Source organism: Neptunicella marina (assembly GCF_014270035.1).
Lineage (GTDB): Bacteria > Pseudomonadota > Gammaproteobacteria > Enterobacterales > Alteromonadaceae > Neptunicella > Neptunicella marina.
Map to the genome: position 1 here is coordinate 18,450 of NZ_JACNEP010000024.1, position 26,874 is coordinate 45,323.

Annotated in this window: 27 protein-coding genes and 1 tRNA gene; 11 read left to right on the forward strand and 17 right to left on the reverse strand. The window is 43.2% G+C overall.

Features of this window, described 5'->3' with window-relative positions:
- Positions 1 to 16 precede the first annotated feature (16 nt).
- Positions 17 to 535: a bifunctional 3-hydroxydecanoyl-ACP dehydratase/trans-2-decenoyl-ACP isomerase gene (gene fabA, locus H8B19_RS17800; RefSeq protein WP_186508375.1), complete on the forward strand. Its 519-nt coding sequence runs from the start codon at positions 17 to 19 to the stop codon at positions 533 to 535.
- 51 nt (positions 536 to 586) lie between these two features.
- On the opposite strand, the gene H8B19_RS17805 is transcribed toward fabA, so the two are convergent.
- Positions 587 to 799, reverse strand: a complete 213-nt coding sequence (locus tag H8B19_RS17805; RefSeq protein ID WP_186508376.1) for a DUF2061 domain-containing protein — start codon at positions 797 to 799, stop codon at positions 587 to 589.
- Between the two features lie 126 nt (positions 800 to 925).
- Positions 926 to 1,477, reverse strand: coding sequence for a type II secretion system protein (locus H8B19_RS19180; RefSeq protein WP_186508377.1), 552 nt, complete (start codon positions 1,475 to 1,477; stop codon positions 926 to 928).
- Positions 1,478 to 1,674: 197 nt separating this feature from the next.
- On the opposite strand from H8B19_RS19180, the gene H8B19_RS17815 reads away from it, so the two are divergent.
- Together H8B19_RS17815 and H8B19_RS17820 are read left to right on the forward strand one after the other, a co-directional pair.
- The gene (locus tag H8B19_RS17815) at positions 1,675 to 3,207 is read left to right on the forward strand and encodes a serine hydrolase domain-containing protein (protein ID WP_186508378.1); all 1,533 of its coding nucleotides are present in this window, start codon (positions 1,675 to 1,677) and stop codon (positions 3,205 to 3,207) included.
- 369 nt (positions 3,208 to 3,576) lie between these two features.
- Positions 3,577 to 4,239: a hypothetical protein gene (locus H8B19_RS17820; protein ID WP_186508379.1), complete on the forward strand. Its 663-nt coding sequence runs from the start codon at positions 3,577 to 3,579 to the stop codon at positions 4,237 to 4,239.
- 26 nt (positions 4,240 to 4,265) lie between these two features.
- On the opposite strand, the gene H8B19_RS17825 is transcribed toward H8B19_RS17820, so the two are convergent.
- The 4 genes from H8B19_RS17825 to H8B19_RS17840 all read right to left on the reverse strand — a co-directional run bounded on the left by H8B19_RS17825 (position 4,266) and on the right by H8B19_RS17840 (position 9,740).
- Complete coding sequence (locus H8B19_RS17825) at positions 4,266 to 6,872, reverse strand: TonB-dependent receptor plug domain-containing protein (protein ID WP_186508380.1); 2,607 nt, start codon at positions 6,870 to 6,872, stop codon at positions 4,266 to 4,268.
- Between the two features lie 138 nt (positions 6,873 to 7,010).
- On the reverse strand, positions 7,011 to 7,517 hold the full coding sequence (locus H8B19_RS17830; RefSeq protein ID WP_186508381.1) for a RidA family protein: 507 nt from the start codon (positions 7,515 to 7,517) through the stop codon (positions 7,011 to 7,013).
- On the reverse strand, positions 7,517 to 8,158 hold the full coding sequence (locus H8B19_RS17835; RefSeq protein ID WP_186508382.1) for a c-type cytochrome: 642 nt from the start codon (positions 8,156 to 8,158) through the stop codon (positions 7,517 to 7,519). Before H8B19_RS17835 ends, H8B19_RS17830 begins: the two co-directional genes overlap by 1 nt.
- Positions 8,148 to 9,740 (reverse strand): flavin monoamine oxidase family protein, encoded by a 1,593-nt coding sequence (locus H8B19_RS17840; protein WP_277816422.1) that lies wholly within the window; start codon positions 9,738 to 9,740, stop codon positions 8,148 to 8,150. Before H8B19_RS17840 ends, H8B19_RS17835 begins: the two co-directional genes overlap by 11 nt.
- Positions 9,741 to 10,090: 350 nt before the next feature.
- Here H8B19_RS17840 and H8B19_RS17845 point away from each other — a divergent pair, with 350 nt between their 5' ends.
- Positions 10,091 to 11,098, forward strand: a complete 1,008-nt coding sequence (locus tag H8B19_RS17845; protein WP_186508383.1) for a LysR substrate-binding domain-containing protein — start codon at positions 10,091 to 10,093, stop codon at positions 11,096 to 11,098.
- A 166-nt stretch (positions 11,099 to 11,264) separates the two neighbouring features.
- Here H8B19_RS17845 and H8B19_RS17850 read toward each other — a convergent pair whose 3' ends face one another.
- The 4 genes from H8B19_RS17850 to H8B19_RS17865 form a co-directional block, all read right to left on the reverse strand.
- Positions 11,265 to 11,684, reverse strand: a complete 420-nt coding sequence (locus tag H8B19_RS17850; RefSeq protein WP_186508384.1) for a protein tyrosine phosphatase family protein — start codon at positions 11,682 to 11,684, stop codon at positions 11,265 to 11,267.
- 13 nt (positions 11,685 to 11,697) lie between these two features.
- Positions 11,698 to 12,567 carry an MBL fold metallo-hydrolase gene (locus tag H8B19_RS17855; RefSeq protein WP_241737670.1) on the reverse strand — a complete coding sequence of 290 codons (870 nt, stop codon included), beginning with the start codon at positions 12,565 to 12,567 and terminating at the stop codon, positions 11,698 to 11,700.
- Positions 12,567 to 13,382: a sulfite exporter TauE/SafE family protein gene (locus H8B19_RS17860; protein WP_186508385.1), complete on the reverse strand. Its 816-nt coding sequence runs from the start codon at positions 13,380 to 13,382 to the stop codon at positions 12,567 to 12,569. Before H8B19_RS17860 ends, H8B19_RS17855 begins: the two co-directional genes overlap by 1 nt.
- Before the next feature lie 301 nt (positions 13,383 to 13,683).
- Positions 13,684 to 13,775: transfer RNA gene (locus tag H8B19_RS17865), tRNA-Ser, on the reverse strand.
- A gap of 256 nt (positions 13,776 to 14,031) precedes the next feature.
- Between H8B19_RS17865 and H8B19_RS17870 the strand changes: the two genes are divergently transcribed.
- From H8B19_RS17870 to H8B19_RS17890, 5 genes are all read left to right on the forward strand, one after another.
- Positions 14,032 to 14,700, forward strand: a complete 669-nt coding sequence (locus H8B19_RS17870) for a Bax inhibitor-1/YccA family protein (RefSeq protein WP_186508386.1) — start codon at positions 14,032 to 14,034, stop codon at positions 14,698 to 14,700.
- Between the two features lie 65 nt (positions 14,701 to 14,765).
- A complete protein-coding gene (gene tusD, locus H8B19_RS17875) occupies positions 14,766 to 15,155 on the forward strand; it encodes a sulfurtransferase complex subunit TusD (RefSeq protein WP_186508387.1) in 390 nt (129 codons plus the stop codon).
- Positions 15,155 to 15,514 (forward strand): sulfurtransferase complex subunit TusC, encoded by a 360-nt coding sequence (gene tusC / locus H8B19_RS17880; RefSeq protein WP_186508388.1) that lies wholly within the window; start codon positions 15,155 to 15,157, stop codon positions 15,512 to 15,514. The genes tusD and tusC overlap by 1 nt, the downstream gene beginning before the upstream one ends.
- Position 15,515: 1 nt before the next feature.
- The gene (gene tusB, locus H8B19_RS17885) at positions 15,516 to 15,800 is read left to right on the forward strand and encodes a sulfurtransferase complex subunit TusB (protein WP_186508389.1); all 285 of its coding nucleotides are present in this window, start codon (positions 15,516 to 15,518) and stop codon (positions 15,798 to 15,800) included.
- A 7-nt stretch (positions 15,801 to 15,807) separates the two neighbouring features.
- On the forward strand, positions 15,808 to 16,146 hold the full coding sequence (locus H8B19_RS17890) for a TusE/DsrC/DsvC family sulfur relay protein (RefSeq protein WP_186508390.1): 339 nt from the start codon (positions 15,808 to 15,810) through the stop codon (positions 16,144 to 16,146).
- 55 nt (positions 16,147 to 16,201) lie between these two features.
- Here H8B19_RS17890 and serS read toward each other — a convergent pair whose 3' ends face one another.
- The 6 genes from serS to lrp all read right to left on the reverse strand — a co-directional run bounded on the left by serS (position 16,202) and on the right by lrp (position 22,930).
- Positions 16,202 to 17,491 (reverse strand): serine--tRNA ligase, encoded by a 1,290-nt coding sequence (gene serS, locus H8B19_RS17895; RefSeq protein ID WP_186508391.1) that lies wholly within the window; start codon positions 17,489 to 17,491, stop codon positions 16,202 to 16,204.
- A gap of 41 nt (positions 17,492 to 17,532) precedes the next feature.
- Entirely contained in the window at positions 17,533 to 17,916 is a 384-nt protein-coding gene (gene crcB / locus H8B19_RS17900) for a fluoride efflux transporter CrcB (RefSeq protein ID WP_186508392.1), read from the reverse strand.
- On the reverse strand, positions 17,909 to 19,237 hold the full coding sequence (locus H8B19_RS17905; RefSeq protein WP_186508401.1) for a replication-associated recombination protein A: 1,329 nt from the start codon (positions 19,235 to 19,237) through the stop codon (positions 17,909 to 17,911). The genes crcB and H8B19_RS17905 overlap by 8 nt, the downstream gene beginning before the upstream one ends.
- Complete coding sequence (gene lolA, locus H8B19_RS17910) at positions 19,218 to 19,853, reverse strand: outer membrane lipoprotein periplasmic chaperone LolA (RefSeq protein WP_186508393.1); 636 nt, start codon at positions 19,851 to 19,853, stop codon at positions 19,218 to 19,220. Before lolA ends, H8B19_RS17905 begins: the two co-directional genes overlap by 20 nt.
- A 15-nt stretch (positions 19,854 to 19,868) precedes the next feature.
- Positions 19,869 to 22,310, reverse strand: coding sequence for a DNA translocase FtsK 4TM domain-containing protein (locus tag H8B19_RS19280; RefSeq protein WP_186508394.1), 2,442 nt, complete (start codon positions 22,308 to 22,310; stop codon positions 19,869 to 19,871).
- A gap of 137 nt (positions 22,311 to 22,447) precedes the next feature.
- The gene (gene lrp, locus H8B19_RS17920; RefSeq protein ID WP_186508395.1) at positions 22,448 to 22,930 is read right to left on the reverse strand and encodes a leucine-responsive transcriptional regulator Lrp; all 483 of its coding nucleotides are present in this window, start codon (positions 22,928 to 22,930) and stop codon (positions 22,448 to 22,450) included.
- Positions 22,931 to 23,066: 136 nt separating this feature from the next.
- Between lrp and ald the strand changes: the two genes are divergently transcribed.
- A complete protein-coding gene (ald, locus tag H8B19_RS17925) occupies positions 23,067 to 24,197 on the forward strand; it encodes an alanine dehydrogenase (RefSeq protein WP_186508396.1) in 1,131 nt (376 codons plus the stop codon).
- 149 nt (positions 24,198 to 24,346) lie between these two features.
- Positions 24,347 to 26,194, forward strand: a complete 1,848-nt coding sequence (locus tag H8B19_RS17930; RefSeq protein ID WP_186508397.1) for a M2 family metallopeptidase — start codon at positions 24,347 to 24,349, stop codon at positions 26,192 to 26,194.
- A gap of 34 nt (positions 26,195 to 26,228) precedes the next feature.
- On the opposite strand, the gene H8B19_RS17935 is transcribed toward H8B19_RS17930, so the two are convergent.
- Positions 26,229 to 26,708, reverse strand: a complete 480-nt coding sequence (locus H8B19_RS17935) for a SixA phosphatase family protein (protein WP_186508398.1) — start codon at positions 26,706 to 26,708, stop codon at positions 26,229 to 26,231.
- Between the last annotated feature and the right edge of the window lie 166 nt (positions 26,709 to 26,874).

Below are 26,874 nucleotides of genomic sequence, written 5' to 3' on the forward strand. Positions count from 1 at the left end.
AATAGTGACGTAGTTTATGACATTACAACAAAACAGTTTTAGCAAGGAAGATTTACTTAAGTGCAGTCAGGGCGAGTTATTTGGCCCGGGTAACAGCCAATTACCAGCACCTAACATGCTAATGATGGACCGCATTGTACAAATTAGTGAATCCGGTGGTGAACATGGCAAAGGGTTTATCCATGCTGAACTGGATATTACACCGGACTTGTGGTTTTTTGATTGCCATTTTCCCGGCGATCCGGTGATGCCCGGATGCTTAGGGCTGGACGCAATGTGGCAACTAGTAGGTTTTTTCCTTGGCTGGAGTGGTGGCCCGGGTAAAGGCCGGGCGCTGGGTGTTGGTGAAGTGAAGTTCACCGGTCAGATTCTGCCTACCGCCAGGAAAGTCACCTATCGAATCAATATGAAACGAGTGATTAAACGTAAATTGTTTATGGGCCTGGGTGATGGTGTGGTCGAGGTAGATGGTCGTCCTATCTATCAGGCCAATGATCTGAAAGTTGGTTTATTTCAGGATACCAGCAACTTCTAATTAGCCCCCATACAAAAAAGCCGCTAAATATGCGGCTTTTTTTATCGAAAGTTAAATCATTGGCTGTCGCCAGATTAAAGGTTGATTTGAAAAATCATCTGCTCCGGCTCTTGACCATATATGCTCGTGCACAGCGTATCCAACACTGTTAACCAGGGGTTCGACCAGAGCAATTAAGCCTCCTACAGTCCAACTACCAGTCAATACATAAGCAACACTGAACGCAATAGCGAAATGCATAATAGTAAAAGTGACCGTTTTCATTAATTACCCCTGTGTATAACTCAATGGATATAACATTAATAAAAGCCAGTTTATTTCACTAATGGATAATTCAAATGGAATTGATAGGTAATTTCGATAACACAACCAATAAGTCACTTTATCGTGTCACAGATTGTATGCTCTGACTTCACCTGCGGTACCGCTATACCCAAACTGATTAAAGTCCTGATAAAAATAAACGAAAAATGGCAGATTGCTTACCGCCGAACCGCTGCTGTTGGTGAAGCCATTTTCGCCATCGCCTTTACCATAAATACACAGGCCAGTGTAGCCAAAAGCATGCCACCCCACAGGTACTGCCGTAGTGGGATTCGATATGGCGCTAACAGGTTCCGGGTCTTGCAATAGTTTGTTCCATAAATCTATACACATAGTTGTGCCTGTTCCGCTTCCAACCGGCCATCCGGATGCATCAATATTAAATGTAACACCATTGGTAGTGATTGAGGACGCTCCTTTATTAATTTGAGTCCTGGCATAAACCAGATTAATCGCTGTTTTAATACTGGCCTGCTGCGCTTTAATAACCGCTAAATCAGCATCGTCACTCAAACTGATAAACTTAGGGGCGGCTGTCACCGCCAAAATTCCAAGAATAACTACCACAATTATCAACTCAATCAGGGTAAAGCCCTGGACATACCTACTACTTTTCATTTAATACCTCTTGATGGCGATATTCCCAGAGCGAGTTGCTCTAACATTAATTAAATTGACTAAAAATTAGTATTTTTGCTATATCCAACCATTATTTATCGTGCAAATTTACAGGTAACACTTTGTAAAATAAAGAATTTTATTCCTGGTTTAAAAATTGCTCCTAATAACACCCCTTAAACCAGGAAAACAATAATATGTATATAAATTTCGTTAAATCAGCCAAATGCATCTTACCCGGCTTATTACTCACATTAAGTTCCCACAGCACGGCATCAACCTTGGATGCTGCAAAAATCAAAGACAAAATGGATGCTTTTTTACAGCAAGTGAATCAAACCATGGATATTGACTACGCAACATCTGTGGCAATGGTTGAAGGTAAAAAAGTTATTTATTTGGGGAATGTAGGGTTTAGTAACATTGAAAAACGTATTCCAGCAACAGCGCAGACCCGTTACTACATAGCATCAGTCACTAAACCCTTTATGGCTTTAGCTCAAACTATTGAACTTGAAAAAACAAAATTCACGTTAAACAGCTCTCTCAACACGCTATTTCCAGACGTAAAGTTTGATAAAAATATTCCTGGCAGCAAAATTAATCTACAAGCATTGCTTAATCACACATCAGGATTGGATGACGACATCATCCAGCTGGGCAGTTTTTTAACCGGTATAAAACATGCTCCCAATGAAATGCTCGCGCAATTGAAAGTCAACCAACACGCCCCCAGTGGCCAGTTTGAGTACAGTAATCTCGGGTATAATTTACTCAGTTTGTTTGACCAGCAACAATTAGACAAAAGTTGGCAGCAATTAATTGAACAAAATGTTATTCAACCGCTGGGATTATCAAATACAACCACCAGGGTAGATGATTTAAGGCGTCAGCATCCTGATCAGTTCGCATTACCTTATTTATATTTCAGTAAAACCCCAAAACAGCCGGTAAATATAGTAAAACAGGATCAAACCTTACATGCAGCAGGCGGTATGTACAGTACCAGTTCTGATATGGCAACCTTTGTTATCAATGAGTTAAATCTGGGAGTGGTAAATAATCAACAACGATTATCCCCCTCAATCATTGCGCTAACACAACAACCCAGTGTGGTAATCGAACCGGCCCTGCATAAGGGCGATTTTAACCGTGAGTTTTATACTTTAGGCTGGTATGAAGGCAAGTATAAACAACAAACCCTGCTCCACCATTTTGGTAGTTTTGATGGCTATCGCCCCCACGTGTCTTTTATGCCGGATAAAAAGCTGGGATTAGTCATTTTAAATAACGAAAATATGTTGAATGACAAGCTTACCGATATTATTGCCGATTATGCCTATAGCATAATGCTGAATGAAGAAGACCCACTCCCGCGTATAACGGCACGTCTGCAAAAGCTGGCTGCTATGGCTACAAAGATCAGGCAAAAAATACTCGAAAAAGAGCAATCCTATGCCGACTTACCGTCGTCACTCACACTAAATAATGACGCTTACACGGGCCAATATTATCATCCTCTGGCAGGTTCGGTTAAGGTTAGCCTGGCAGATGATGGTCAGTTATCCGTTGACTGGGGATTAGCTCACAGCACCAGTACCCCCTACAAGCAGGCTGATAGTATTCGCATTAAATTTCGCCCGTCTCAGGCGCAGGTTTTACAATTTAACCTAAAGAATAATCAGGTAGAAAACCTTGAACTTGAAGGACTGATATTTAAAAAGCAGTAATCGGCTTCTTTTAAAACAGAGCCAGACTTTCTGGCTCTGTTTATTACCTTATAATGCTTGTTCTCTATTCAGTTTGCATAACCCATTGCAAAACAGCATCTTTATTTTGCAATACATCCTGCCAGCTAACCTTTATATTAACATCGGGTTTTAGCTGCTCGCCTTGCATCTGATCAAACTGATAATAGCTTTCTACATAATGTTACAGATTGCTTTGAGTTTTGCGGTTTAATACCACACAGAACTTTTACTGACTGAAATTGCTAACCCTGGTAAATTTTTAATCTATTAAATTAATAAACTTCAATAAGTTAATGCAACTATTACCAACAAAAATTTATCTATATATCACTACCGGATCTGTACATTATGTTACAAACACTCTCACGCCTGATAGCCGCTAGCAGTGCAATAAATGCGATTTGTTACTTATTCGGCTTTATTGTGTTATTTGTTTTTTTCGCCGATTTACCACCTGACGTTTTAATGCAACTCCCTGCGTTAAAATTACACAACCAGATGTATCAATGGTGGCATTTTGTCATCTACATCGTATTTGGATTAAGTTTGCTGACACTTGTATTAGCTCTGCACCATACTTTTAATCAAAAACCATCTTTACTGGTCCAGGTAAGTACTATTCTTGGTGTTTTCTGGGCAGGACTGGTTATTACCTCAGGTTTACTGGCAAATACAGGCTTAACTGCCGCCTTAAACTTACTCGACAAATCCCCCACAGAAGCGAATCAACTCTGGCTCATTATCGAAACCATTAAACAAGCATTAGGTGGCGGCACAGAAATCATAGGAGGATTATGGATGCTACTGGTAACCACTTTGGCTCGTAAACATCCAGACTGGGATCCCGGCCTGCTCATAACAGGTTATCTGGTGGGAGTGTCTGGTGTGTTAACGTTTATACCAGGTTTAGCGTTTTTAGGCGCGGTGTTCGGACTATTGCAAATTATATGGTTTCTTCATCTTTCGATTAAATTTGCTCTCGTGAAAAAAGCGCCCGAAGGCGCTTTATAACTCACATTGACTAGGATTTACGTAAGTTAAAACTCGTAATTAGCACGGGCGTAATAGTAACCTCCCTGCCAGTCAACCGTATTACTTGCCCAGTAAACTGCGCCACAGCAATCATCGCCATAAGTATTAACGGTATCTTTTTCAGGGTATTCATCCAGCAGGTTACGACCACCGACAGCGATACTCATGTTTTCAGTTACCTGATATTTCAGCTCCAGATCCAGAAATACAATAGGGTCATACTTTTGTACAAATCCGCCATCATAGTTTTCATAGGAGCCATAATAGTTAGCGCGAACCATTAGACTCAAATCATCAAAACTATGTCTGACACTTAAAACACTCCGAATTGAAGGTTCTGAATTTTCCAAATCGAATTGATCTTCTGCATTTAAGTACTCAGAAGGATCAGAATCCAGTTCTGTTTTATTGTAATTAAGTGATCCGGTGAAAATGGTATCTCCCATGGTATAAGTCGCCACAAAGTCCATGCCCTTGGTTACGGTATCAAACGCATTTTGGAAGTAATTCACCCCGCCAATAGATTCAGCACCAGCCACATTGGCAGCAGCGAGAGCCAGATAGTTAGCATAAGCATCACCGGAGGTTGGATCGGTTGATACATCGCGAGTGGATACAGCATAGAATCGATCTTCTAACTCAATTTGATAGAAGTCCAAAGTGATTTTCAGATCGTCAATACTGCCGGTAAACCCTAAGGTGTAATTAAGCGACTTTTCGGGATCCAAAGGCTTGGCACCTAAAGCCTGTCCCACCGCACTTAAAGCGGGGAATAAACCTGTTGCCACAGGTAAACCATTGGGTAAACGAGTAGATACGTTAGTCGTCCCCTGTTGACCCGGCGTTGGAGCACGGAATCCGGTACCAACAGAACCACGCATATTAAAGTCGTCGGTAAGTGTATATTTAAACGCAATTTTACCCACCAATTCTGAGCCAAAGTCAGAATAGTCTTCGTACCGCATTGCCCCTTGCATAAACAGGGATTCATTGATATCAGCGCTTAAGTCCACATAAATCCCCGACATATCACGCTCATATTTACCCGAGAATTCAGGTGAGTATCCGGGAAAACCGTTTGAGCCAACACCGACAACCGTATAAACGGGATCAGACGAATCAGCACAGTCAAGTGTGGAACCATTGGCAATAACAGCAAGACCCGCTGCGGTAGCTGTGTCACCATCACAAAAACCAAAAGGATCAGACACCGCGTGTGGACCTGCTTCATACGATTCAGGATTTCCGCCTACCAGTTCATAACTCTCTTCCATATAGGTTAAACCGAATGCGACCAACAAATCCGAATATAATCCCACACCTACATATTTGGAAAAATCCGCCGACAACTGCATCTCGTCATTGATTAGATCTCCAGGGTGAAATTCAGTTGGAGACGCAGCGGCCATTGACGGGTTAATGGTATTTTTTAAGGTGTATTCAATTTTGTTTGAGCCAAAACGTGCACTGAGGTCATAACCAACTTCACTGCCAAATTCACCTTCAATTCCACCAACTAAAGAGTAATCGGTAATGTCCCCAAAGAAACGCGGTGTGAAACCACCCGGATACTTTTCCAGTGGCGAATAAATGGAACCATCTTCCTGACGTAAATCTTCAATAGTACCGTTACCCGGGTAACGGTAATAAAAGCTGCCGTCGGCTTCGCTTTTAGAATAGTTACCAAAGCCATATAGCTTGGTATTAGCATTAAGCTCATAGCCAGCATTGAAGAACAGGCGTGTCGCACTGGCATTGGGTTGTCCCCACGGCTGCACCACATCTTCACCACCTAAATTAGCGTTTTTAGTTGCTTCCATAAACGCTGGATCCGCAGTATATGCATTATCCGGATCAAATAGATCACTGCTAGGATCAAGGCAGAACCAGGTATCACAGTATTGAGTACCTCGATTGGTAGAGTCACTGTCTGATACCTCAGCAGAAATACTTAAAAAACCATCCGCGCCCAGCGCAAATCCCATATTACCCGTTAAGGTAAACATGGTGCCATCACCTTCATAGTACTGGCCGGTTTCAGCAGATAATGAACCACCCTCGTCATTATCTTTTAATACGAAGTTGATAACCCCGGCAATTGCATCCGAACCATATTGTGCAGCTGCACCGTCACGTAATACCTCAATGGTTTTTAATGCAGATGAAGGAATTGTCGCAACGTCAGGACCTTGTGTACCTGAACCACCAATTTGAACTAAGGCTGAGCGGTGACGACGCTTAGAATTAACTAAAACTAAGGTTTTATCGGTAGGCATACCACGCAAACTGGCTGGACGTATAAAAGATGCCCCGTCACTAATCGGCTGACGCTGCAAGGTATAAGACGGTACCAGGGTTTTTAATACGTCGTTGGTATCAGTAAAGGCAACGGCTTCGAGATCATCTTCACTGAATACATCCACCGGAACAGGTGAATCCTGAACAGAACGAGGCGCCCCACGGGTACCAGTAATAATTACTTTTTCCACATCTGAAGCACCATCTGGCGCTTGTGCTTCTTGTGCAATAACGGGCATGGTGATCGCTGATCCTAATGCACAAGTTGCCAAAGCAGTTTTCACTGCGCAACTAACTTTATTGTTAATAATCATGGAGTTATCCTCATGTGTTCTTGTTGTCTTCAATTATGTTATTATTATTTTCCGGGTTACGCGTAACGCATTTTAAGCGAAAGACCCCGGCCCCTTTCGCATAAGGCAATGCGTTAAACCACTAAACTGGATGCTTTATTATTTTTGGGGTCGTGCTATGACCATCTCTATTTCGATTAACATATTGGGGCCACCCGCTAAACCTGCTATTTGAAATGCTGAGCGCGCAGGTTTGTTTGGCTGTTCCTCAGTGCCAAAATATTTGGTGTAGGCTTTCATAAATCCACCAAAATCCATTTTTCCGCCCAGTTCAGGATCGCCTACCATGAACACCTGCATTTTAATGACATCTTCAAAACCAACCCCCAACTCCTTGAACGATGCTTCAAAGCGCTTGAACACGCTTAATGCCTGTGTCTCTGTATCACCGTAGTAGGCACGACTGCCTTTCTCAGCGTCAGGATTAACTGGCCCAGGCACCATACCACTATGAAATATCAAACTGGTATCAGGTGTAATTTCAACAGCACGCGATATTGGAAACGGATTATTGTTTGGCAACGCATGGCGCGTAACATCAGCCGTTGCGGTTAAAGTGGTCGTTAAAGCTAACAGCGATAAACCGCGGGTTAACAATTTTTGCATTAGTTGTGCTCCTCGTGTTTTTCTAATTGTTGGATATAAGCAACGATGGCTTTTAAATCCTGTTCACTATTGACTAAATTCGCTGCGGCTTGCATTTGCTGCGCCTGACTATCACCCTGAACATTGCCACGGCTACCAGATTTAAAGGCGTCAAACTGATTAAGCAAATACCAGTCATGTAACCCGGCTAAAGCTGGAGCCCCAATTGTTTGGTTACCTTTTCCATCAGCACCATGACAAGCTGCACATTGCTTATACAAAGACTCTCCCGCTTTAGCGTCAGCAACAATCGTTTCTGAGGGTACAGGAGACTGTGTTTTGCTTGCCCAGATAGCGGCCTGATGAATTTGTTCATCTGATAATTCTTTTACCATCGATTGCATTTCATGGGCGGGAACACTCTGATCCGGCATTCCCCGCTTGCCCTGTTTAAATGCTTGTAATTGTTTTTCGATATACCAGGCAGATAAGCCGCTTAATCTGGGAGCTCCTATATTGGGGTTCCCCATCAGTTGGTTACCATGACAAACCGTACAATATTTAAATTGCTGTGGTGTTGGCGTCCAGTCTGTCTTATCGACGCTGGCTGACACGCTAAAACTGCTCACGACTAACGCAAAAAACGTATTTTTAACTAACATAAGCCGCTCCATGGGATGAGGTTATCGATGCCTGTAACTGATTAAACTGGGAAAGTGCCTGTTGTGAAGCCGCTAATGCACCTTCCTGCCAACCACTGTGCTGACTAATTTGATCCCCTATCATAAAGTGGCGACCATCGGGCTTTTGCAAAATAGGTAAACAGTGCTCCCAGTCTTCCTTTTCCATGTGGATGCCGCATCCCATCTGATTGTTCATACGCGCCCAGGGAATACTCACTGCATTTTCGATGTAACCGCTGTAGCCCGGATGTATGTTTTCACCGCACTGTGCGGCATATTTAAAACGCTGCTCGGGGGTCATAGCTTCAAATCTGGCACATTGTTTTTCATCCCAGCAGTAAGCGCCAAGCATGACCCCTTTGGCTGCGTGAATATCGTGAGAGGGGTACCAAAGTTGCGCATTATCCTGACTGGTGTAGGTTATCCCGCCATAAATTCCTTCTTTTTCCCAAAAACGTTCACGCATCTGGAAACCAATTTTAAAAAGATGGCCGCGTTTAAACTTATTCAGTGCATTGAGATAATCAGGTGAGAGGTTGTTCTCAATACCGGCCATAAAGTACGCAGGAATATTATTAAAACAATAATCCACTTTGATGGTGTTGAGCTTGCCAGCTTGCTCGTACGCAATTTCAACTCCATCACTCAGATTATGGATTTTACGTACCTGTGCATTCAGCTCGACAGGCGATGAAATATTGCGCAAAAAGCCTTTTACAATACCATCCATACCCCCTTTCACTTCCATCAAAGGTTCTACCCAATCGTATATTTGCGAAGCGAAAGAAACACCACGCCACACATCACTTTTAAATACATCATGCAACGGCATAGGTGCTTTGGGTGTGGGTGGAAATAACATCCGATCGCGTTGTGAACCAGCACGATCACTGCCGGTATATTTGCCTTTTTCATTCAGGCTTCCAAAGGCTTTGAGATACGACAGAAAATTTTCGGTGTCTTCTTCGCTCAGTTGCTGTTCGAAAGCACCTTTATCAATGGACTTACTCATCATTTCGCTTAAAAACCCATTGGCATCGGCACGATAATCAACCTGCCTAATGGGTTTTCCGCCATTAATTTTTTCATCCTGAATATAAGCAAGCTGATTCGAATTGGCTTTGATCTGTAATGGCACATTCAATGCTCTGCAATAGTGCAATAAACGTTTATGGTGTCCGGGAATGCGTGCCGGCCCGCAGTTGAAATACAAATTTTCATCCTGATCAAACTGGCAATAGCGGGTGTGGCCCATTTCGTCGATTTTATCACCGTGGCGAACCGTCATATTACGACCGCCTGCACGGAATGATGCTTCAATAATGACCACGTCATACCCTGCCCGCTCCAATTCATATGCGGTGCTAAGACCAGAAATACCAGCGCCTAAGACAGCCACTTTTGCCTTATTTTTACCTTTTACTGGTGCGACTGAGACTGGGCCCTGAAAATCGTTAGATTGCATCAACCCCATGGCCAGACTGGCTTTGAGCAAAGCGGATGAACCACCGACGGCTCCGATTAAATTTAAAAACTGACGACGAGAAAAATGCTGCTTCATTACTTCTGAGCTTCCTTTATTTTGAGTTTTTTGTTGTCCCGAAACTCTTATTGGGTGAACTCATGCTAGCGGGATTAAGGAAGGCTAAGAACGAAGAAAAATATTCAGGGGGGTCAATATTTTTTTTATAGGTCGCCAAATATCAGCGATGCATGCGGTAATAAAGTTATGCAACTGGCTATATTTGCCAGCAATTGTCCCCTATCAAATGAGCGTGGTGTTAAATTTGCATAAATGTAATCCAGACAATCTTTAATACAAATAACTACACCGCGTTATTTGTAAATATCTTACCCATAAAACTTAACAACAATAATAGGTTTGGTGACCATTACACAGGGGTGTGCAACGTGAATACCAAGCAACTGCAATATTTTTTAGTGACAGCCAATAAAGGCAGTATCACGGCATCGGCACGGGCTCTTGATGTTGCGCAACCCGCCATCAGTCTGCAAATAGCCAATTTGGAGCATGAACTTAAAGTCAAATTGTTTGAACGTGATTTTCGCGGTGTTCAGTTAACAGAATCAGGCCAAAAGTTTAAGCAACATGCAGAACTGATCATGCAGCAAATTTCGCTGGCAAAACAGGATATCAGTGGCAATAAGGAAACAATCAAAGGTAAAGTCACCCTTGCAGTAGATCAAGCTATAGGGAACATTCTTTCCGTCGATTTATTTCAGGAGTTAGAACATCGTTTTCCCGAGATTGATTTGCAACTAAGAATAGGCCCATCACACACCATAGAACAATGGATGAGTGAAAAAACCACTGATATCGGTATTACTTTTGAACGTCACAATGGCCACTATCTGTCAAACAGCATTGCTTTAATTAAGGAAGATTTATATCTGGTCATGGCTCAAGTGCCTAAAAACCCTATCCATGCCGAGCTCGCTCACTATGCCTCTCTGCCCGTGGAAGAATTACAGCATTACGAATTATTTATGTCTGAAACGGAAGATTCCTTGTCACAAATACTGCAACGGGAAGCACAACAGCTGAATTTTACCTTAAAGCGCAAAAATGCTTTTGGACAACTTATGACTACTTTACACTATGTAAGCCAGGGCTTTGGCCTGGTTGTGTTACCCTCCTCTGCGGTATTTCACCTGATCGATTCTAATCAAATTCGTTGCTTACCTTTAATTCAACCCCAGTTACAACGCGAAGTTTGTATAAGCGCCACCAATGGAAAATACAACGTGGCAGCGGCCAATGCAGTTACAGAACTGATTAGAGAGATATGCGCTAACAAATATATGGCACAGCAATGGCGGGGTGAGCTATTAGACCAAAAATATTACCGGGCCGATCTGAAACAGATAAATGCAATAGGATCACCCGGAGCGTGTTAATGTTTGCTGTGTATTTAGCTCTAAACAAATTTACACATAAAAGACTAACGCCCCCAAACACACCACGAATAGGCGACTTTATTTGAGGCTGACAATCAACATTCAGCCTGCGAGAAAACAATAAATTAAAATAAATAGTGTAAATCTAACAGTGCTACCAAAATTTTCAGCTAGTAGCATGCAGCGCATCTAAAAAATGTTTTACATCGTAACCGGCTGCTTCAATTATTTTAATTAATTGTGTATGTTCCAGCTTTCCTTTATTTACCAGAGCCCAGAGCGTGATAGAACGGTTACCGGTTCGGCAATAAGCCAGGATTGGTGTTGATATTTGATTCACCAAATCGGCAAATTTTTCCACGTCCTGTTTTGTAATGTTGCCGGTAATAACCGGTAAAAAATAACAATTTATCTCCGCATCAATGGCAGCTTGTTCTATTTCCGCAAAGTTTATTTGATCGGCTTGTTCATTATCAGGTCGATTGCAAATTATACTTTTAAACCCTTGTTTTTTAATCGTTGCCACATCTGCAGCGGTAATTTGCGCAGAAACTGAAATGACGTCATTTACAGGTTTAATGTTCATCTTATTACCTCATTTAAAGCACGTTGACAGGAATTTTGACAAATTGTTTGCCGCTTTTGGATACATCACCAAATTGACCATTGCGCAAATTGGCCTGAATTGAAGGCAACAATAACCTGGGAACGGCCAATGTTGCGTCTCTTGCTTCACGTTTCGCCACGTATTCCTCTAACGGTGTATCCGGGCGTAACTGAGCGTTGGTGGATTTTGCCTGGGCAATACTAATCATCGACAATGGCTCATCGCCCTCTTCAGGGTAGTCATGAGCCAAAAAGACGCGGGTGTCGTCGGGCAACTGATAGAATCGCTGTATAGAGTGGTACAACTCTGTCGCACTTCCTCCCGGAAAGTCACACCTGGCGGTGCCCAGATGTGGCGCAAACATGGTGTCACCAACAAAAATCGCATCTTCGATTAAATACGTAGCACAAGCAGGTGTATGACCAGGTGTATGCCATACTGTAACGGGCAAGTTACCAATTGCAAAACTGTCACCTTCTTCAAATAACAGGTCATATTGTTCACCTGACAAAGGTGTGTCATGTTCAATCTCAAACACTGGAACCCACATCTCCAGCACCTTTTTTATGTTACTGCCAATGGCAATTTTTCCCCCCACTTGTTCCTGTAAATAATGCGCGGCAGTAATATGGTCGGCATGTACGTGGGTCTCAAGTATCCAATCGTTGATCAGATTATTGTTATGCAAATAGGCAATGACCTCGTCTGCACTTTCAGTACTTACTTTTCCGGCGAATTGATCATAATCCAGCACAGAATCGATGATTGCACTGCGTCGGGTTTGTTTATCCACCACAATATGGGTAAAAGTAGATGTGGCTTGATGATACAGCGTTTCAATGTGCATATTTGAATTAGCCATTAGATCATCTCCTTAGTAATAATGACGATTGCAATTATTAACGTGAAATAAGCAAACAGTCTTTGAAGTAATTCCCCTGCAATCTGTTTGGCAATATGCGTAGAGGCAACCATTCCCACCAGCGTTGCTACCAACATCAACGGCAACAAAGGAACCTCAAGCACGATCCCCGCCTGCAAATCACCGGTAAAACCAATCAACGACTTAAGGGCAATAATTAATAGCGATGCACCCACAGCATTTTTCATTGGCATACCGACAAACAATACAAGCGCGGGAATAATCAGAAAGCCTCCCCCTGCTCCCAAAACCCCGGTCACCACGCCCACAACGGCACCTTCAACAATGATTAAAGCAGATTTGAACTTCGCAGGAGACTGATTTAACTGGCCAGTTGTATTTTTAACAATGATGGATTTTTTTGCTTTACGTAACATCATGCAGGCAGAAGTCAGCATCAACAAAGCAAATAACAGCATAATCGCTGTATTTTTGCTGACAGTAACAGGCTCATTTATCAGTACTTCTGGTAATGACGGCATTACATAAGCACGGGTAAGATAAACCGCGATAATGGACGGCAAAGCAAATAATAAGGAGGCTTTAATGTCCACCAGCCCTTGTTTAACGTAACGATACGCACCGAAAGCTGCGGTTGTGCCAACAATTAAAAGCGAATAACCAGTGGCAACATCAGGCGACACACCCATTAAGTACACTAAAATTGGAACAGTCAGAATCGAGCCACCACCACCTATGGTGCCTAACACAACGCCCATTAACACTGCTGCCAGATAACCTAAGATAATTAACATAACCCACCATATTTCATTTGGGAATATCTTAATAACATTATGGAATACACATTAACGAATGATCAACAGGTGGTCAAAGATTATTTTTAAGTAAAAGCTAAATTAAACAGTAACCTATTGTTAATTAACAATATTAATTATTTAGAAAAATCTTAAATTAGCTAAAAACAATTTGAGCAGATGAAATTAATGCAAGAGAGATATAAATGGTGAAGATAAAATCGCCATGGAATATGCCCAACGCAATATTTACCACAGCCCAAAACGAGAAAGGCCCCGCATTATGCGAGGCCTTTGAATATGGCGGAGAGCGAGGGATTCGAACCCCCGGTAGGTTTGACCCTACGTCTGATTTCAAGTCAGGTGCATTCAACCGAGCTCTGCCAGCTCTCCTAAGTATTTTCTTACGACGTATTTGGTACCCCGTCAGAAGATGGTGCGAATATTAATGAGCTTTGATCGGCTTGTAAAGGGTAAATTCTACATAAAAGAACTGTTTGCGCTATCTTTGAACAATTAGGACAAATAATGTGCCAAACATGAATTCTTACAATCATAAAATCCTATAATTCTTGAATTATTGAACTAAAACCCATACAAATAGCCTTAATGATAAACTTATCATTGTTGCGTTAATCTGGAGGAACCAATGAACCAACAGTCAGTCTATTCAACGTCGTCACAAACGTCGGTACTGCAAACAAATAAAGTTTTGCGTAATACCTACATGTTACTTGCGATGACATTATTATTCAGTGCCGCAGTTGCTGGTATTACTATGTCACTGAATTTGCCACACCCGGGTTTAATCATCACCCTGGTGGGCTTCTACGGATTATTATTCCTGGTACACAAAACCAGCAACAGCAGCGCAGGTGTCGTTAGTGTTTTCGCCTTCACTGGCTTTTTAGGTTATACCCTTGGCCCAATTTTAAATATGGTAATTGGTGCTGGCGGTGGTGAACTGGTTACAACCGCATTAGGCGGTACCGCATTAATTTTCTTTGCGCTGTCTGCTTATGTATTAACCACTAAGAAAGATATGTCTTTCTTAAACGGTATGTTATTCGCTGGATTCTGGGTCATTCTAATTGGCATGATTGCCAATATGTTCCTGAACATCCCTGCCCTGAGCTTAGGCATGAGCGCCCTGTTCATTTTGTTCTCATCAGGTGTGATCCTGGTTCAGACCAGCGACATCATAAAAGGTGGTGAACGTAACTATGTGTTAGCAACTGTGACTTTATATGTATCTCTGTATAATATCTTCATCAGTTTGCTAAACCTGTTAATGGCGTTTAGTGGCAACGACGACTAAGCCACTCCATTAACCCTATATCAGGTAACCCCGGCAAATGCCGGGGTTATTTTTTTGTATTGAATATGACGACCTACAGTTTATTTGTAACTTCTTCTCCAACCGATCACGCTGGCGCTTACACTGCATTGCAATTTGCGCAGGCCTTATTAAAACTTGGCCATCATATAAAAGGCGTGTTTTTCTACCAACAAGGTGTGCACAACGCCAATAGCTTTAATCATCCACTTGCTGATGAAACTAACCTGACTCAGGAATGGATTACGTTAGCTAACTACAATAACGTTGAGCTACATATTTGCGTCACAGCAGCCAGCAAACGTGGTGTACGCAATGGTGAGGAAGCCGCTGAAAATAACAGTACCCATTACAACCTGGAGCCACCTTTTTTGGCCTCCGGCCTCGGTGAATGGGTTAGCCTGGTTAAACAATCCGATAAAGTGGTGCAATTTTAATGGCAGATTCCATTGCAATAATTAGTAGCAGTGCGCCCTACTCCAGTGCTAAAGCTCAAGACGCACTTGAACTGTGTATGGTACATGGCACCTATGGCCAGCAATGCGCATTGTTTATTCAGGGAGACGGTGTTTTTCAGTTATTAAGCGGACAAGACGCCACTCAAACCGGCCGCAAAGCCTTTCATAAAACCTTTGCTGCTTTACCCTTTTACGATGTTGATGATGTTTTTATCTGTGCCGAAAGCTTAACGCAACGAGGTATACTCTTAGATAGCCTTGTTATTTCACCACAGGTTCTAAACGCGCAGCAATGGCAAAATAAATTAGCGCAATTTGACGTAATCTTAAGGTTTTAGCATGTTGCATATTGTCACTCAATCACCCGCTAATACGGCGTTAGCGACACAGTTAAGCACTAATATTTCTGAACAGGATGAGGTAATCCTGATTCAGGATGCGGTTTATTATTTGCTTAACCCGCAAAGTCTGAACTCCATATTCTCATCGGCATCTCACGTTTATTATTTAAATACAGATGCCCAAGCGCGTGGAATTCAAAGCACCGGGCAAAATGCCAATGCCTGTAATTACGAACAATTTGTGGGCTTGACGCTTAAACACTCGAATAACCAAACCTGGTAAGTTTTTTATGTCCCACTTTATAGAATTTAATCAGCAACAGATCGCCACCGATAAAGCGGGTTATTTGTTAAATGTCGATGACTGGTCGCCAGAACTGGCTCTGCATATTGCCGCGTTAGATGGCATTGAAATGACGGAAGAAAAATGGGAAATCGTCAATTTTGTGCGTAACTTTTATCTGGAGTTTAATACCAGCCCGGCTATTCGCGCTCTGGTGAAAGCCATGGCCGAGAAATATGGCCCAGATATCGGCAACAGCCGCTACTTGCAACGTCAATTCCCTAAAGGCCCAGCCAAACAAGCCACCAAAATCGCCGGATTACCTAAACCGGCCAAATGTCTGTAGAAATAGAAAACCCGGCTTCTGCCGGGTATTATTTTATCTATGAATTGTGCCGACTTTAGCGAATGCTGGTTAAGCCGCCCATATAAGGTTGTAGTACCTCAGGCACGTTCACTGAGCCATCGGCTTGCTGATAGTTTTCTAAAATCGCTACCAACGTACGGCCAACGGCCAGACCCGACCCATTTAATGTATGCAGTAATTCAGGTTTATTGGTTTCAGGATTACGATAACGACCTTGCATACGACGCGCCTGAAAATCGCCCATGTTTGAACAGGAAGAGATCTCACGGTAGGTATCCTGCGCCGGTAACCATACTTCCAGGTCATAGGTTTTACGTGCACCAAAGCCCATATCGCCGGTACATAGCAATACTTTACGATAAGGTAATTTTAATAACTGCAGTACTTTTTCGGCATGGCCGGTTAATTCTTCCAGTGCGTTATCAGACTCTTCGGGTTTAACCAATTGTACTAACTCAACCTTATCGAACTGATGCTGACGAATTAAACCTCGGGTATCTCGACCGTATGAACCTGCCTCACTACGAAAACATGGCGTATGCGCCGTCATTTTTATTGGCAAATCTTTTGCCGCAAAAATTTCATCACGGGCAATGTTAGTCAGTGGTACTTCAGCGGTAGGGATAAGTGATAGTCCCTGACCTTCTTCGGTTGCAGGTTTGGTATGGAATAAATCCTCACCAAATTTTGGCAACTGACCGGTACCATACAAACTATCTTCATTAACCAACAAAGGAACGTAAGTTTCCTGATAACCATGCTCGCGTGTGTGTAAATCCAGCATAAACTGCGCTATTGCCCGGTTCATGCTGGCGATAGCACCCCGCATTACCACAAAGCGAGATCCGGTTAGTTTTGCTGCAGTTTCAAAATCCAGACCTTTACCCAATGCAGCAGAGATATCAACATGATCTTTAACTTCAAAGTCATAAGATGCAGGTTCACCCCAACGCAGTATTTCCTGATTGTCATTTTCATCTTTGCCTACAGGAACAACGTCATCAGGTAAATTAGGCACACTCATCGACATATCACTGATCTGCGCCAGTAATTCTGTGAGTTCAGCTTTAGCCGCATTGAGTTCATCACCCAGTTTGCCCACCTCAGCCATTAACGGTGCGATGTCTTCACCCGACGCTTTAGCTTTACCGATGGACTTGGAGCGCACATTACGCTCGTTTTGCAACTTTTCAGTACGCATTTGCAGCGACTTACGCTTTTCTTCCAGCGCGTTAAAAGTATCTACATCCAGGGTAAACCCACGTGTCGCCAGACGACGCGCAGTTTCTTCAATATCATTGCGGAGGTGTTTAGGATCTAACATCTTATGTCTGTTTAACTCTTCGTTTATAAATAATATGGAGATTATTGGCGGCTTATCAGGTTTAACCCTAGCCAGGCTGCGATAAAACAACTCACCAAATTTAATGTAATGTTGGCTAATGCCTTCATCCACGAGCCCTGTTGCAACAGCAACATGCTATCAACGGAGAAGGTGGAAAAAGTGGTTAACGCACCGAGAAATCCAATGGCAATTAAAGAGCGCCATGGTGCTACGGCAACATGTCCCTGTTCCAGCAGGCTGTATAAAAAACCTAATAAAAACGAGCCAACAACGTTAACCAGCAGTGTACCAAAAGGAAAACCTTTGCCAAGCAGCTGAATCATAATTTGGTTAACAAAATGACGTAAACAGGCACCTGATGCACCGCCAACGGCAATATAGGCGTAAATCGTCAGATTATTCATAACGTTTTAACTCACTTTGTTGGTTTAATTGCTGCAAGTACTCAAGCTTGGCTTTTATTTGCTTTTCCATGCCACGCTCATTGGGCTGATAATACTGGCGGGTCGCTAATTCTGGTGGCAAATAACTTTCGCCGGCGGCAAATGCGCCGGGTTCATTATGCGCATAACGGTATTCTGCACCATGTCCCATCTCTTTGAGTAACTTAGTGGGTGCATTTCTAAGATGTAGCGGCACGTCATAATCAGGTAAATTTTTAGCATCGTCTTTGGCCTGGCTAAACGCCATATAAACCGCATTACTTTTAGCCGCACTGGCGCAAAATATAAGCGCCTGAGCGATAGCTCGTTCCCCTTCGGCGGGGCCGACTCTGTGGTAAATATCCCAGGCATTTAACGTCACTTCCAGTGCTCTGGGATCGGCATTACCTATATCTTCTGAAGCAATTGCCAGTAAACGTCTTGCCACCACCAAAGCTTCACCACCGCCTTGTAAAATCCTGGCGTACCAATAAAGCGCACCATCAGGTGATGAACCTCTTACCGATTTATGCAGCGCCGACAACATGTCATAAAAATGATCGCCGCCTTTATCAAACTGACTAACCTTATCGCCAACCGCCTGTTTAATGGTGTCGAGAGAAATATGCTGATCATCAGCAAAATCAGCCGACAATTCCAGATAGTTAAGCAATCGTCTGGCATCACCACCACTTAGGTCACAAAGCTTGTTACGTGCTTCCTCATCAATGCGAATGGATAACTGACCCAGCCCTTTTTCCTCGTCAGACAAAGCTCTTGTGAGAATATCCTGTAATTCTTCATTACTCAGACTTTTTAACAGGTAAACCCGGGTGCGCGATAACAATGCGTTGTTTAATTCAAAAGACGGATTTTCCGTAGTCGCACCAATAAAGGTCACTGTGCCATCTTCAATAAAGGGCAGAAACGCATCTTGTTGCGCTTTATTAAAACGATGAACCTCGTCCACAAATAAGATGGTGCTTTTACCACGACTGGACGCATGATATTTGGCTGCCTCAATGGCATTACGAATATCTTTCACCCCTGATGTAACCGCAGAAATACGTTCTAAGTGAGCATTGGCATGTCGGGCAATTAGCTCGGCGAGTGTGGTTTTACCTGTACCGGGAGGTCCCCACAGGATCATGGAATGCGCTCTGCCTACTTGTATCGCCTGATATAAAGGTTTACCAGGTGCAACGATATGAGACTGGCCAAAATATTCATCTATTTTCTTAGGACGCATACGCGCCGCTAAAGGCGCAAATTGCTGCTGGGTATCAATCTCCTGCTGCGACATTTCGTTGATCGTCCAGAGTGTAACCATCGGGTAAACTGAATTTAAAAATAGCAGTACTGATTGGCGCACCTTGTTTTATATCATCAAAGATCAGTTGGGTGGTTTGTTGCTGGCGGTCAATAATATCCAGTGCTTTTAACGTTTTCCCGTCAAACACAAATACTAACTGCTCAATTTGACTGCTTTCGCTACTGGTACTGACAGTGAATTTATCGCCACTTTCATTGGCCGCTATCGAGTATTCGTCCCAGGCTTTACTGTCTGGTTGTGCCAGCAACACAATGGGATTGTTACTAACGGCAGCTAACTGATCCATGGCAACCACCTGTTCCACAAAGGGATCCACATGCCACAAACTAATGCCATCGGCGATTAAGACATTTTCATTGGGTTCGTCTACTTCCCAAAATAACTTATTAGGTTGTAACAGACGAATTTTGCCTGTGGCTTGCTGCAATACCTGCCCTTTTGCATCAATAACAGTTTGTGCAAAAACAGCCGAATAACTTTTTAGCGCAGATAATTTGGATTGTAATTGCTGCTTTGCAGACTCTGCACTTGCGGTGCCCGATATCAACATCAGACCACATAAAATAACACTGGAAATTCGTTTCACGTTTATTCTCTTTAATTAAACTGGCGGTGGTGCCAGTACTTCGCGATTACCGTTATGAGCTGCGGCACTGATTACACCATTAAGTTCCATTTGATCAACAATTCGTGCTGCGCGGTTATAACCGATATGGAAGTGACGTTGCACCAATGAGGTAGACACTTTGCGTGATGTGGTTACAAATGCAACCACATCATCAAATAAGGCATCCACATCAGAATCGCCGCCTTCGGGTTGCTCTCCCGGTAACAGACCATCAGAGCCCTGATCGCCGTTTAAAATTTCATCGATATAGTTGGGCTTAGCACGTTGTTTCCAGTCAGAGACCACGGCATGTACTTCATGGTCATCCACAAACGCACCATGTACCCGGGTTGGAGCACTGGTTCCAGGAGGCAAGTACAGCATGTCCCCCATGCCTAATAAGGATTCAGCCCCTTGCTGATCAAGTATGGTTCTTGAGTCAATTTTGGAAGACACCTGAAACGCAATACGAGTTGGAATGTTGGCTTTAATTAAACCGGTAATAACATCCACAGACGGACGCTGGGTGGCTAACACTAAATGAATACCGGCAGCCCGTGCTTTTTGTGCGATTCGGGCGATCAGTTCTTCCACTTTTTTGCCCACAATCATCATCATGTCGGCAAATTCATCAACGATGACCACTATGCTGGGCAGCTTTTCAAGATCCGGCGCCTCTGTAGCCATGCCCTCTTCCGCTTTCCACAGAGGATCTTTAATTGGCTGACCTGCTGCAATGGCATCTTTAATTTTAGCGTTAAAACCTTTTAAATTTCTCACACCTAACGCAGACATCAGTCGATAACGACGCTCCATTTCGGCCACACACCAGCGCAGCGCATTAGAAGCATCATTCATATCGGTAACCACTTCAGTCAGCAAATGGGGAATGCCTTCGTAAACCGATAATTCAAGCATTTTGGGGTCAATCATAATGATGCGAACATCTTCAGGCGTTGATTTATAAAGCAAGCTGAGGATCATCACATTCACCCCTACCGACTTACCGGAACCTGTGGTTCCCGCAACCAGTAAGTGAGGCATCTTGGCTAAATCAACCACAACGGGTTGACCGGCTATATCCTGCCCCAAAACCATAGTTAACGGTGAAGCCGAATCCGCAAAATCCTGACAACTTAATACTTCAGATAAGCGCACGGTTTCGCGATTTTTATTCGGTAATTCTAAACCTATTACCGATTTGCCGGGGATCACTTCAACCACACGCACGGAAATAGCGGATAACTCACGGGCTAAATCTTTAGATAATCCGGAAATTCGGCTTACTTTAACCCCGGCGGCTAAATCAAGCTCAAAACGTGTGATAACCGGGCCGGGGTATACACCAACCACTTTGGCATCCACATTAAAGTTGGCTAGTTTTTCTTCAACCAATCTGGCGACTTGTTCCAGTTCTTCCTTAGAAATTGGATTTTCAACTTTATCGGCACGGTCGAGTAAATCCAGGGTTGGCATTGGGGTTACACTGCCACTCGCGCTAGCATCGCTTTCCCACGGAACATCCTGCGCAGTGCGATGGGTAGCTGAACTACTTTCATCTGAATCATGGGCAATGGGCATATCATCTGATAAATCCATCATATCATCCAGATTCACCACCGGCTCTTGCTTAACGTCCGACTTCACTGCTTTATCTTTGCGCTTTTTGCGGGTGGCGGCAGGTTGATCAAATTCGTCGATTTTAGGTGAATGTACTGGCGTGACTTCCACTTCAGGCTCAACACGCATGGAAGTGATTTCAATATTGCGTTCTGGCTCTTGTTGTTTATTTTCCAATTGTTGTGATTTCCTGGAAAAGTCCATCAAACGAGGCGCAGAAAAATTCCCCAGACTTCCTGATACACGCGCTGTGCCTTTGGCTCCGCGGATCACCCACTCCCCCACAAAATCAATAATGCTTAACCAGGAAATTCCCGTGACCAGGGTAAAGCCGGTACATAAAAAGCACAGCAGCAACAAAATACTGCCGGGCATATTTAACATGGGCAATAAGGATGCGCTTAAAATATCGCCGATAAAACCACCGGCCGGAAAGTAAAAAGGATCGTCAAAATTGAGGCTGGCAAGACCACACGCGCCTAATACGCCGAGTATGCCTCCAATCACACGCAGCGATATGGTTAGGTAATCCATTTCCAGCAAATCTTTAGCCTGTTGAAACAAAAACCAACCTAATAGAGCCGATAGAAAAGGAAAAATATAAGCGACAAAACCAAAGGTGAACAAAAGAATATCTGCAAACCAGGCTCCGGCAGGGCCAGCCGCATTGCTTACACTACCACTATGGCCGGCTTGACTCCAGCTGGGGTCGGCTGGATCAAATGTGCCCAGCGCCAATAATAAAAATAAAGCAAAGGCACAGGTTAAAATCATGCCTGCTTCCAAAATCCGTTGGATACCAGAAAGACGCGCCATAAATATTTAATTCATTTAGTTCTTTTATTCATTCGGCTGTATAAGATACCAGCCCACTTGTTAAATGCCCAGCTATCAAATCGTTAAAAGCCAACTAAAAAACACGTGATTGTTTATTAAAAAACCAATTTAAAGAATTACTTAAGATTGATCCGAATTTGGCTGGTTTGTTTCACCTCTTCCATTACCACATAGGAGCGGGACTCACTTACGCCGGGTAATTTAAGTAAGGTGTCGCCGAGCAATTTTCGGTATGCCGACATATCTGACACACGTGCCTTTAATAAGAAATCGAAATTACCTGACACCAGATGACATTCCTGAATGTCTTCCAGTTCCCGCACAGCCTGTGCGAACTTTTCAAAAATATCCGGCGATTTGGTGAGGTTAATCTCCACAAAAATAAGCATGGCTGCGCCGAGCTTTTCAGGTGCAACTCGCGCTTCATAGCCGGTGATATAACCTTGCTGCTCTAAACGCCTAACTCTTTCAAGACATGGCGTTGTGCTCAGTCCAACACGCTTGGCTAATTCTACGTTTGATAACCGACCGTCATTTTGTAATTCAATCAATATGTTACGATCGATTCTGTCTAAATGCTTCGGCGTTTTAATTAGCATAATTAACTACCACAAATTAATTTTACAGCACAATTATCTAATTATGTCATAAATAAAGCACAATTAACTAAAAAACATCACCTATACTTCGCGGTCTGATTTTTTGACTGAAATATTACAAGAAGGTCTGATAATTATGTTAATTGGTGTACCTAAAGAAATAAAAAACCACGAATACCGAATTGGCCTAACCCCAGCTGCTGTTAAAGAGTTTGTCACTCATGGGCACAGCGTATTAGTACAAACCAATGCCGGTGCAGCAATTGGATTTAGTAACGAACAATATACCGCTGCAGGTGCAGAGCTGGTGGATACGCCAGAAGAAATCTTTGCACGTGCAGAAATGATTGTGAAAGTGAAAGAGCCGCAACCAAACGAATGTAAAATGTTGCGTAAAGGCCAAACTTTATACACTTATTTGCACCTGGCCCCTGACCCTACTCAAACTCAACTTTTAGTTGAATCAGGTGCAACCTGTATCGCGTATGAAACCGTAACCGATAGCCGCAACGGTTTACCTTTACTCGCGCCAATGAGTGAAGTGGCTGGTCGTATGGCGGTTCAGGCTGGTGCACATTACTTAGAAAAAGCTCAAGGCGGCAGCGGTACCCTATTGGGTGGCGTCCCCGGTGTGGCACCTGGCAAAGTATTAGTTATTGGTGGCGGCGTTGTTGGTGTAAATGCAGCAAAAATGGCAGTTGGCTTAGGTGCAGACGTAACTATTTTGGACCGTTCTTTACCGCGCTTACGTGAATTGGACGACATCTTTATGGGTCGAGTCAAAACCGTATTTTCTACCGTTGATGCCATTGAGCACTATTCTGCCAGTGCAGATTTAGTTGTAGGTGCCGTATTAATTCCTGGTGCGGCAGCACCTAAATTGCTAACCCGTGAACATATTGCCAATATGAAAGAAGGTTCAGTGGTGGTTGATGTGGCCATTGACCAGGGCGGTTGTTTTGAAACATCTAAAGCAACAACTCATCAGGATCCCGTTTATGTGATTGATGATGTTGTGCATTACTGTGTGGCTAATATGCCAGGTGGTGTAGCAAGAACCTCAACCATGGCACTTAACAATGCGACTTTACCGTTTGGTTTAGCGCTTGCCAATAAAGGCCCTAAACAAGCCATGCTGGACGACCCACATTTATTAAATGGCCTGAATGTTCATGAAGGTAAAGTAACATATAAAGCCGTTGTAGATGCGTTAGGTGAACAATTAGGTTTAACCTACACAGATGCTAAACAAGCATTGGGCGCATAAGCTTTTATCCCCACTATATTGAATAAAGCCTCCGTATGGAGGCTTTTTTTTGGCAGAAAAAGCGTTATGCTGGCTTTTCCATAAGTCTTTACGGCTTATTTACACCCAATCGTGGTTTTACAATAACAATATGCACACAGGGAAACTCAATGAAAACCATTAAACTCAAAGTCAGTATGATTGCGGCTGCAATGGTACTGGGCGGTTGCCAACCCGCTCCTAAAACAAATAACACCGATACAACAGCACCAGACAACGTTCTAACAGCAGAAGATGCCAAGCAATTTTTAGTTGACGCTCAACACGAAATAGAAAAAATGCAATTGCCCGCTGCGCAAGCGTCCTGGAGTTATGCCACTAATATTAACTACGACACGGCAGCTGTCGATGCTTACCTAAGCGAAAAGCTTTCCAGCAGAGTGGCAGAGCTTGCCAAACAGGCTGCGGACTTTAATCAGGTTGAAGTGGATGCTGATACCCGACGTAAGCTGGATTTAATGCGCTATTCATTGACCATGCCGCCTCCTGCAGATGAAAAAAAATCAGCAAGACTGGCTCAGATAGGCTCAGAATTGGGGGGGATGTATGGAAAAGGTAAATACTGCCGCAGTGAAGATGAATGTTTTAGCCTGAGCCAAATGAGTGGCTTTATGGCAGAAAGCCGCGATCCTGACCTGTTACTTGAGTACTGGAAAGGCTGGCGTGACGTCGCACCACCAATGAAAGCCATGTTTGCTGAGCAGGTTGAATTAGCAAACGAAGGTGCACATGAACTTGGTTTTGAAAATGTCAGTGAATTATGGCGTAGCAAATATGATATGCCCGCAGCTGAATTCCCGGCAGCGTTAGACAAAACCTGGGGGCAGGTAAAGCCTTTGTATGATGCTCTGCACTGCCATGTTCGCGCCAAGTTAGGCGAGTATTATGGTGAAGATGTAGTCAGGCAAGATCAGGCAATACCTGCTCATTTACTGGGAAATATGTGGGCACAAACCTGGGGTAATATTTACGAACTGGTCAAGCCAACACAGAAACTTCAGGTACCTGATGTCACTAAAGCCCTGGCTGATAAGGGTTATGACGAAATTAAAATGGTCAAACAAGCCGAGTCGTTTTTCTCATCACTTGGTTTTGCCCCCCTACCCGAGACGTTCTGGGAACGTTCTTTATTTTTAAAACCTAAGGACAGAGAAGTGGTATGCCACGCATCAGCCTGGGATTTAGATGACAAAGACGATCTGCGTATTAAAATGTGCATCCAGAAAACCGGCGAAGAATTTAACGTTATTCACCACGAACTGGGGCACAACTACTATCAACGTGCCTATAAAAACCAGCCACTGTTGTATCGTGGTTCTGCAAATGATGGATTTCATGAAGCGATTGGTGACACCATTGCACTGTCCATCACACCTAAATACTTAAAGCAAATTGGTCTGATAGATACCATTCCTGATGAGTCAAATGATATTGGCATGTTGCTAAAAGTAGCATTGGATAAAATTGCGTTTTTACCTTTTGGTCTGATGGTGGATCAATGGCGTTGGAAAGTGTTAACCGGTGAAGTCAAACCTGAAGATTACAACAAAGTATGGTGGCAATTACGTGAGCATTATCAGGGAGTTAAAGCCCCTATTGAACGTTCTGCCGATGCCTTTGATCCTGGTGCAAAATACCACGTACCGGGCAACGTACCTTATACCCGCTATTTCCTTGCGCATATTCTGCAATTCCAGTTCCACAAAGCACTATGCGAAAAAGCGGGCGACACGGGGTCTATTCATCGTTGCTCAATATATGGTAGCAAGGAAGCAGGTGATGCACTCAACAACATGTTATCAATGGGACAAAGTGAAACATGGCAAACCGCTTTACAAAGCTTAACTGGCTCACCGGAAATGGATGCAACAGCGGTGTTGGACTATTTTGCACCTCTAAAGCAGTGGTTAGATGAGCAAAACGCCAACCGCAATTGTGGATGGCCAGACAACACTTAATACATCAGATAAAAATAAGCCGGCAAATGCCGGTTTATTTTTTGGGACGTTCGTAGCGAATAATACTGGCACATCCCGCATTTAAACTACTCCAGCTGTCTTCTTTGAGCTCCAGACAAATATATGATGCGGTGACCAAATAGTCACATTCTTCACCTGTCAGGTACGAGGCCAAATTACTTAAGCCAGGATTATGACCAAACAACCAAAGATAATCGTCTTTATCAGGTTGTTGTTTTAATACTTTGACTAAAGTTGGGGTAAAACTCTCGTACAATAACCATTCAAGCTGCAAACGCGATAGATTAATATCCAGGTTACGAATATAAAATAGCGCCGTGGCATACGCTCTTACAGCGGGCGAACACAATACAAGGTCAGGATGGTCCAACTGGCAATCGTGTGCCATCTGCTCTGCTTGTCTAAATCCTCTATGATTAAGGGGTCTGTGATAATCAGCAATATCAAACTCCCAGCTGGACTTTCCGTGGCGAAATAACGTCAGTCTCTTCATTTTGACACGTAGATTGCTACATCGATAATTAATAGTAGCTGTTTAAAACAAAAAGGGAGCCCAATGGCTCCCTTTAATTGTTTTTACAGTGTCTTGTCCTGAAATGTGTTTACACATTTAGGATTTATTATGACAACAGCAGATAAACAACGAGTTAAACGTACAC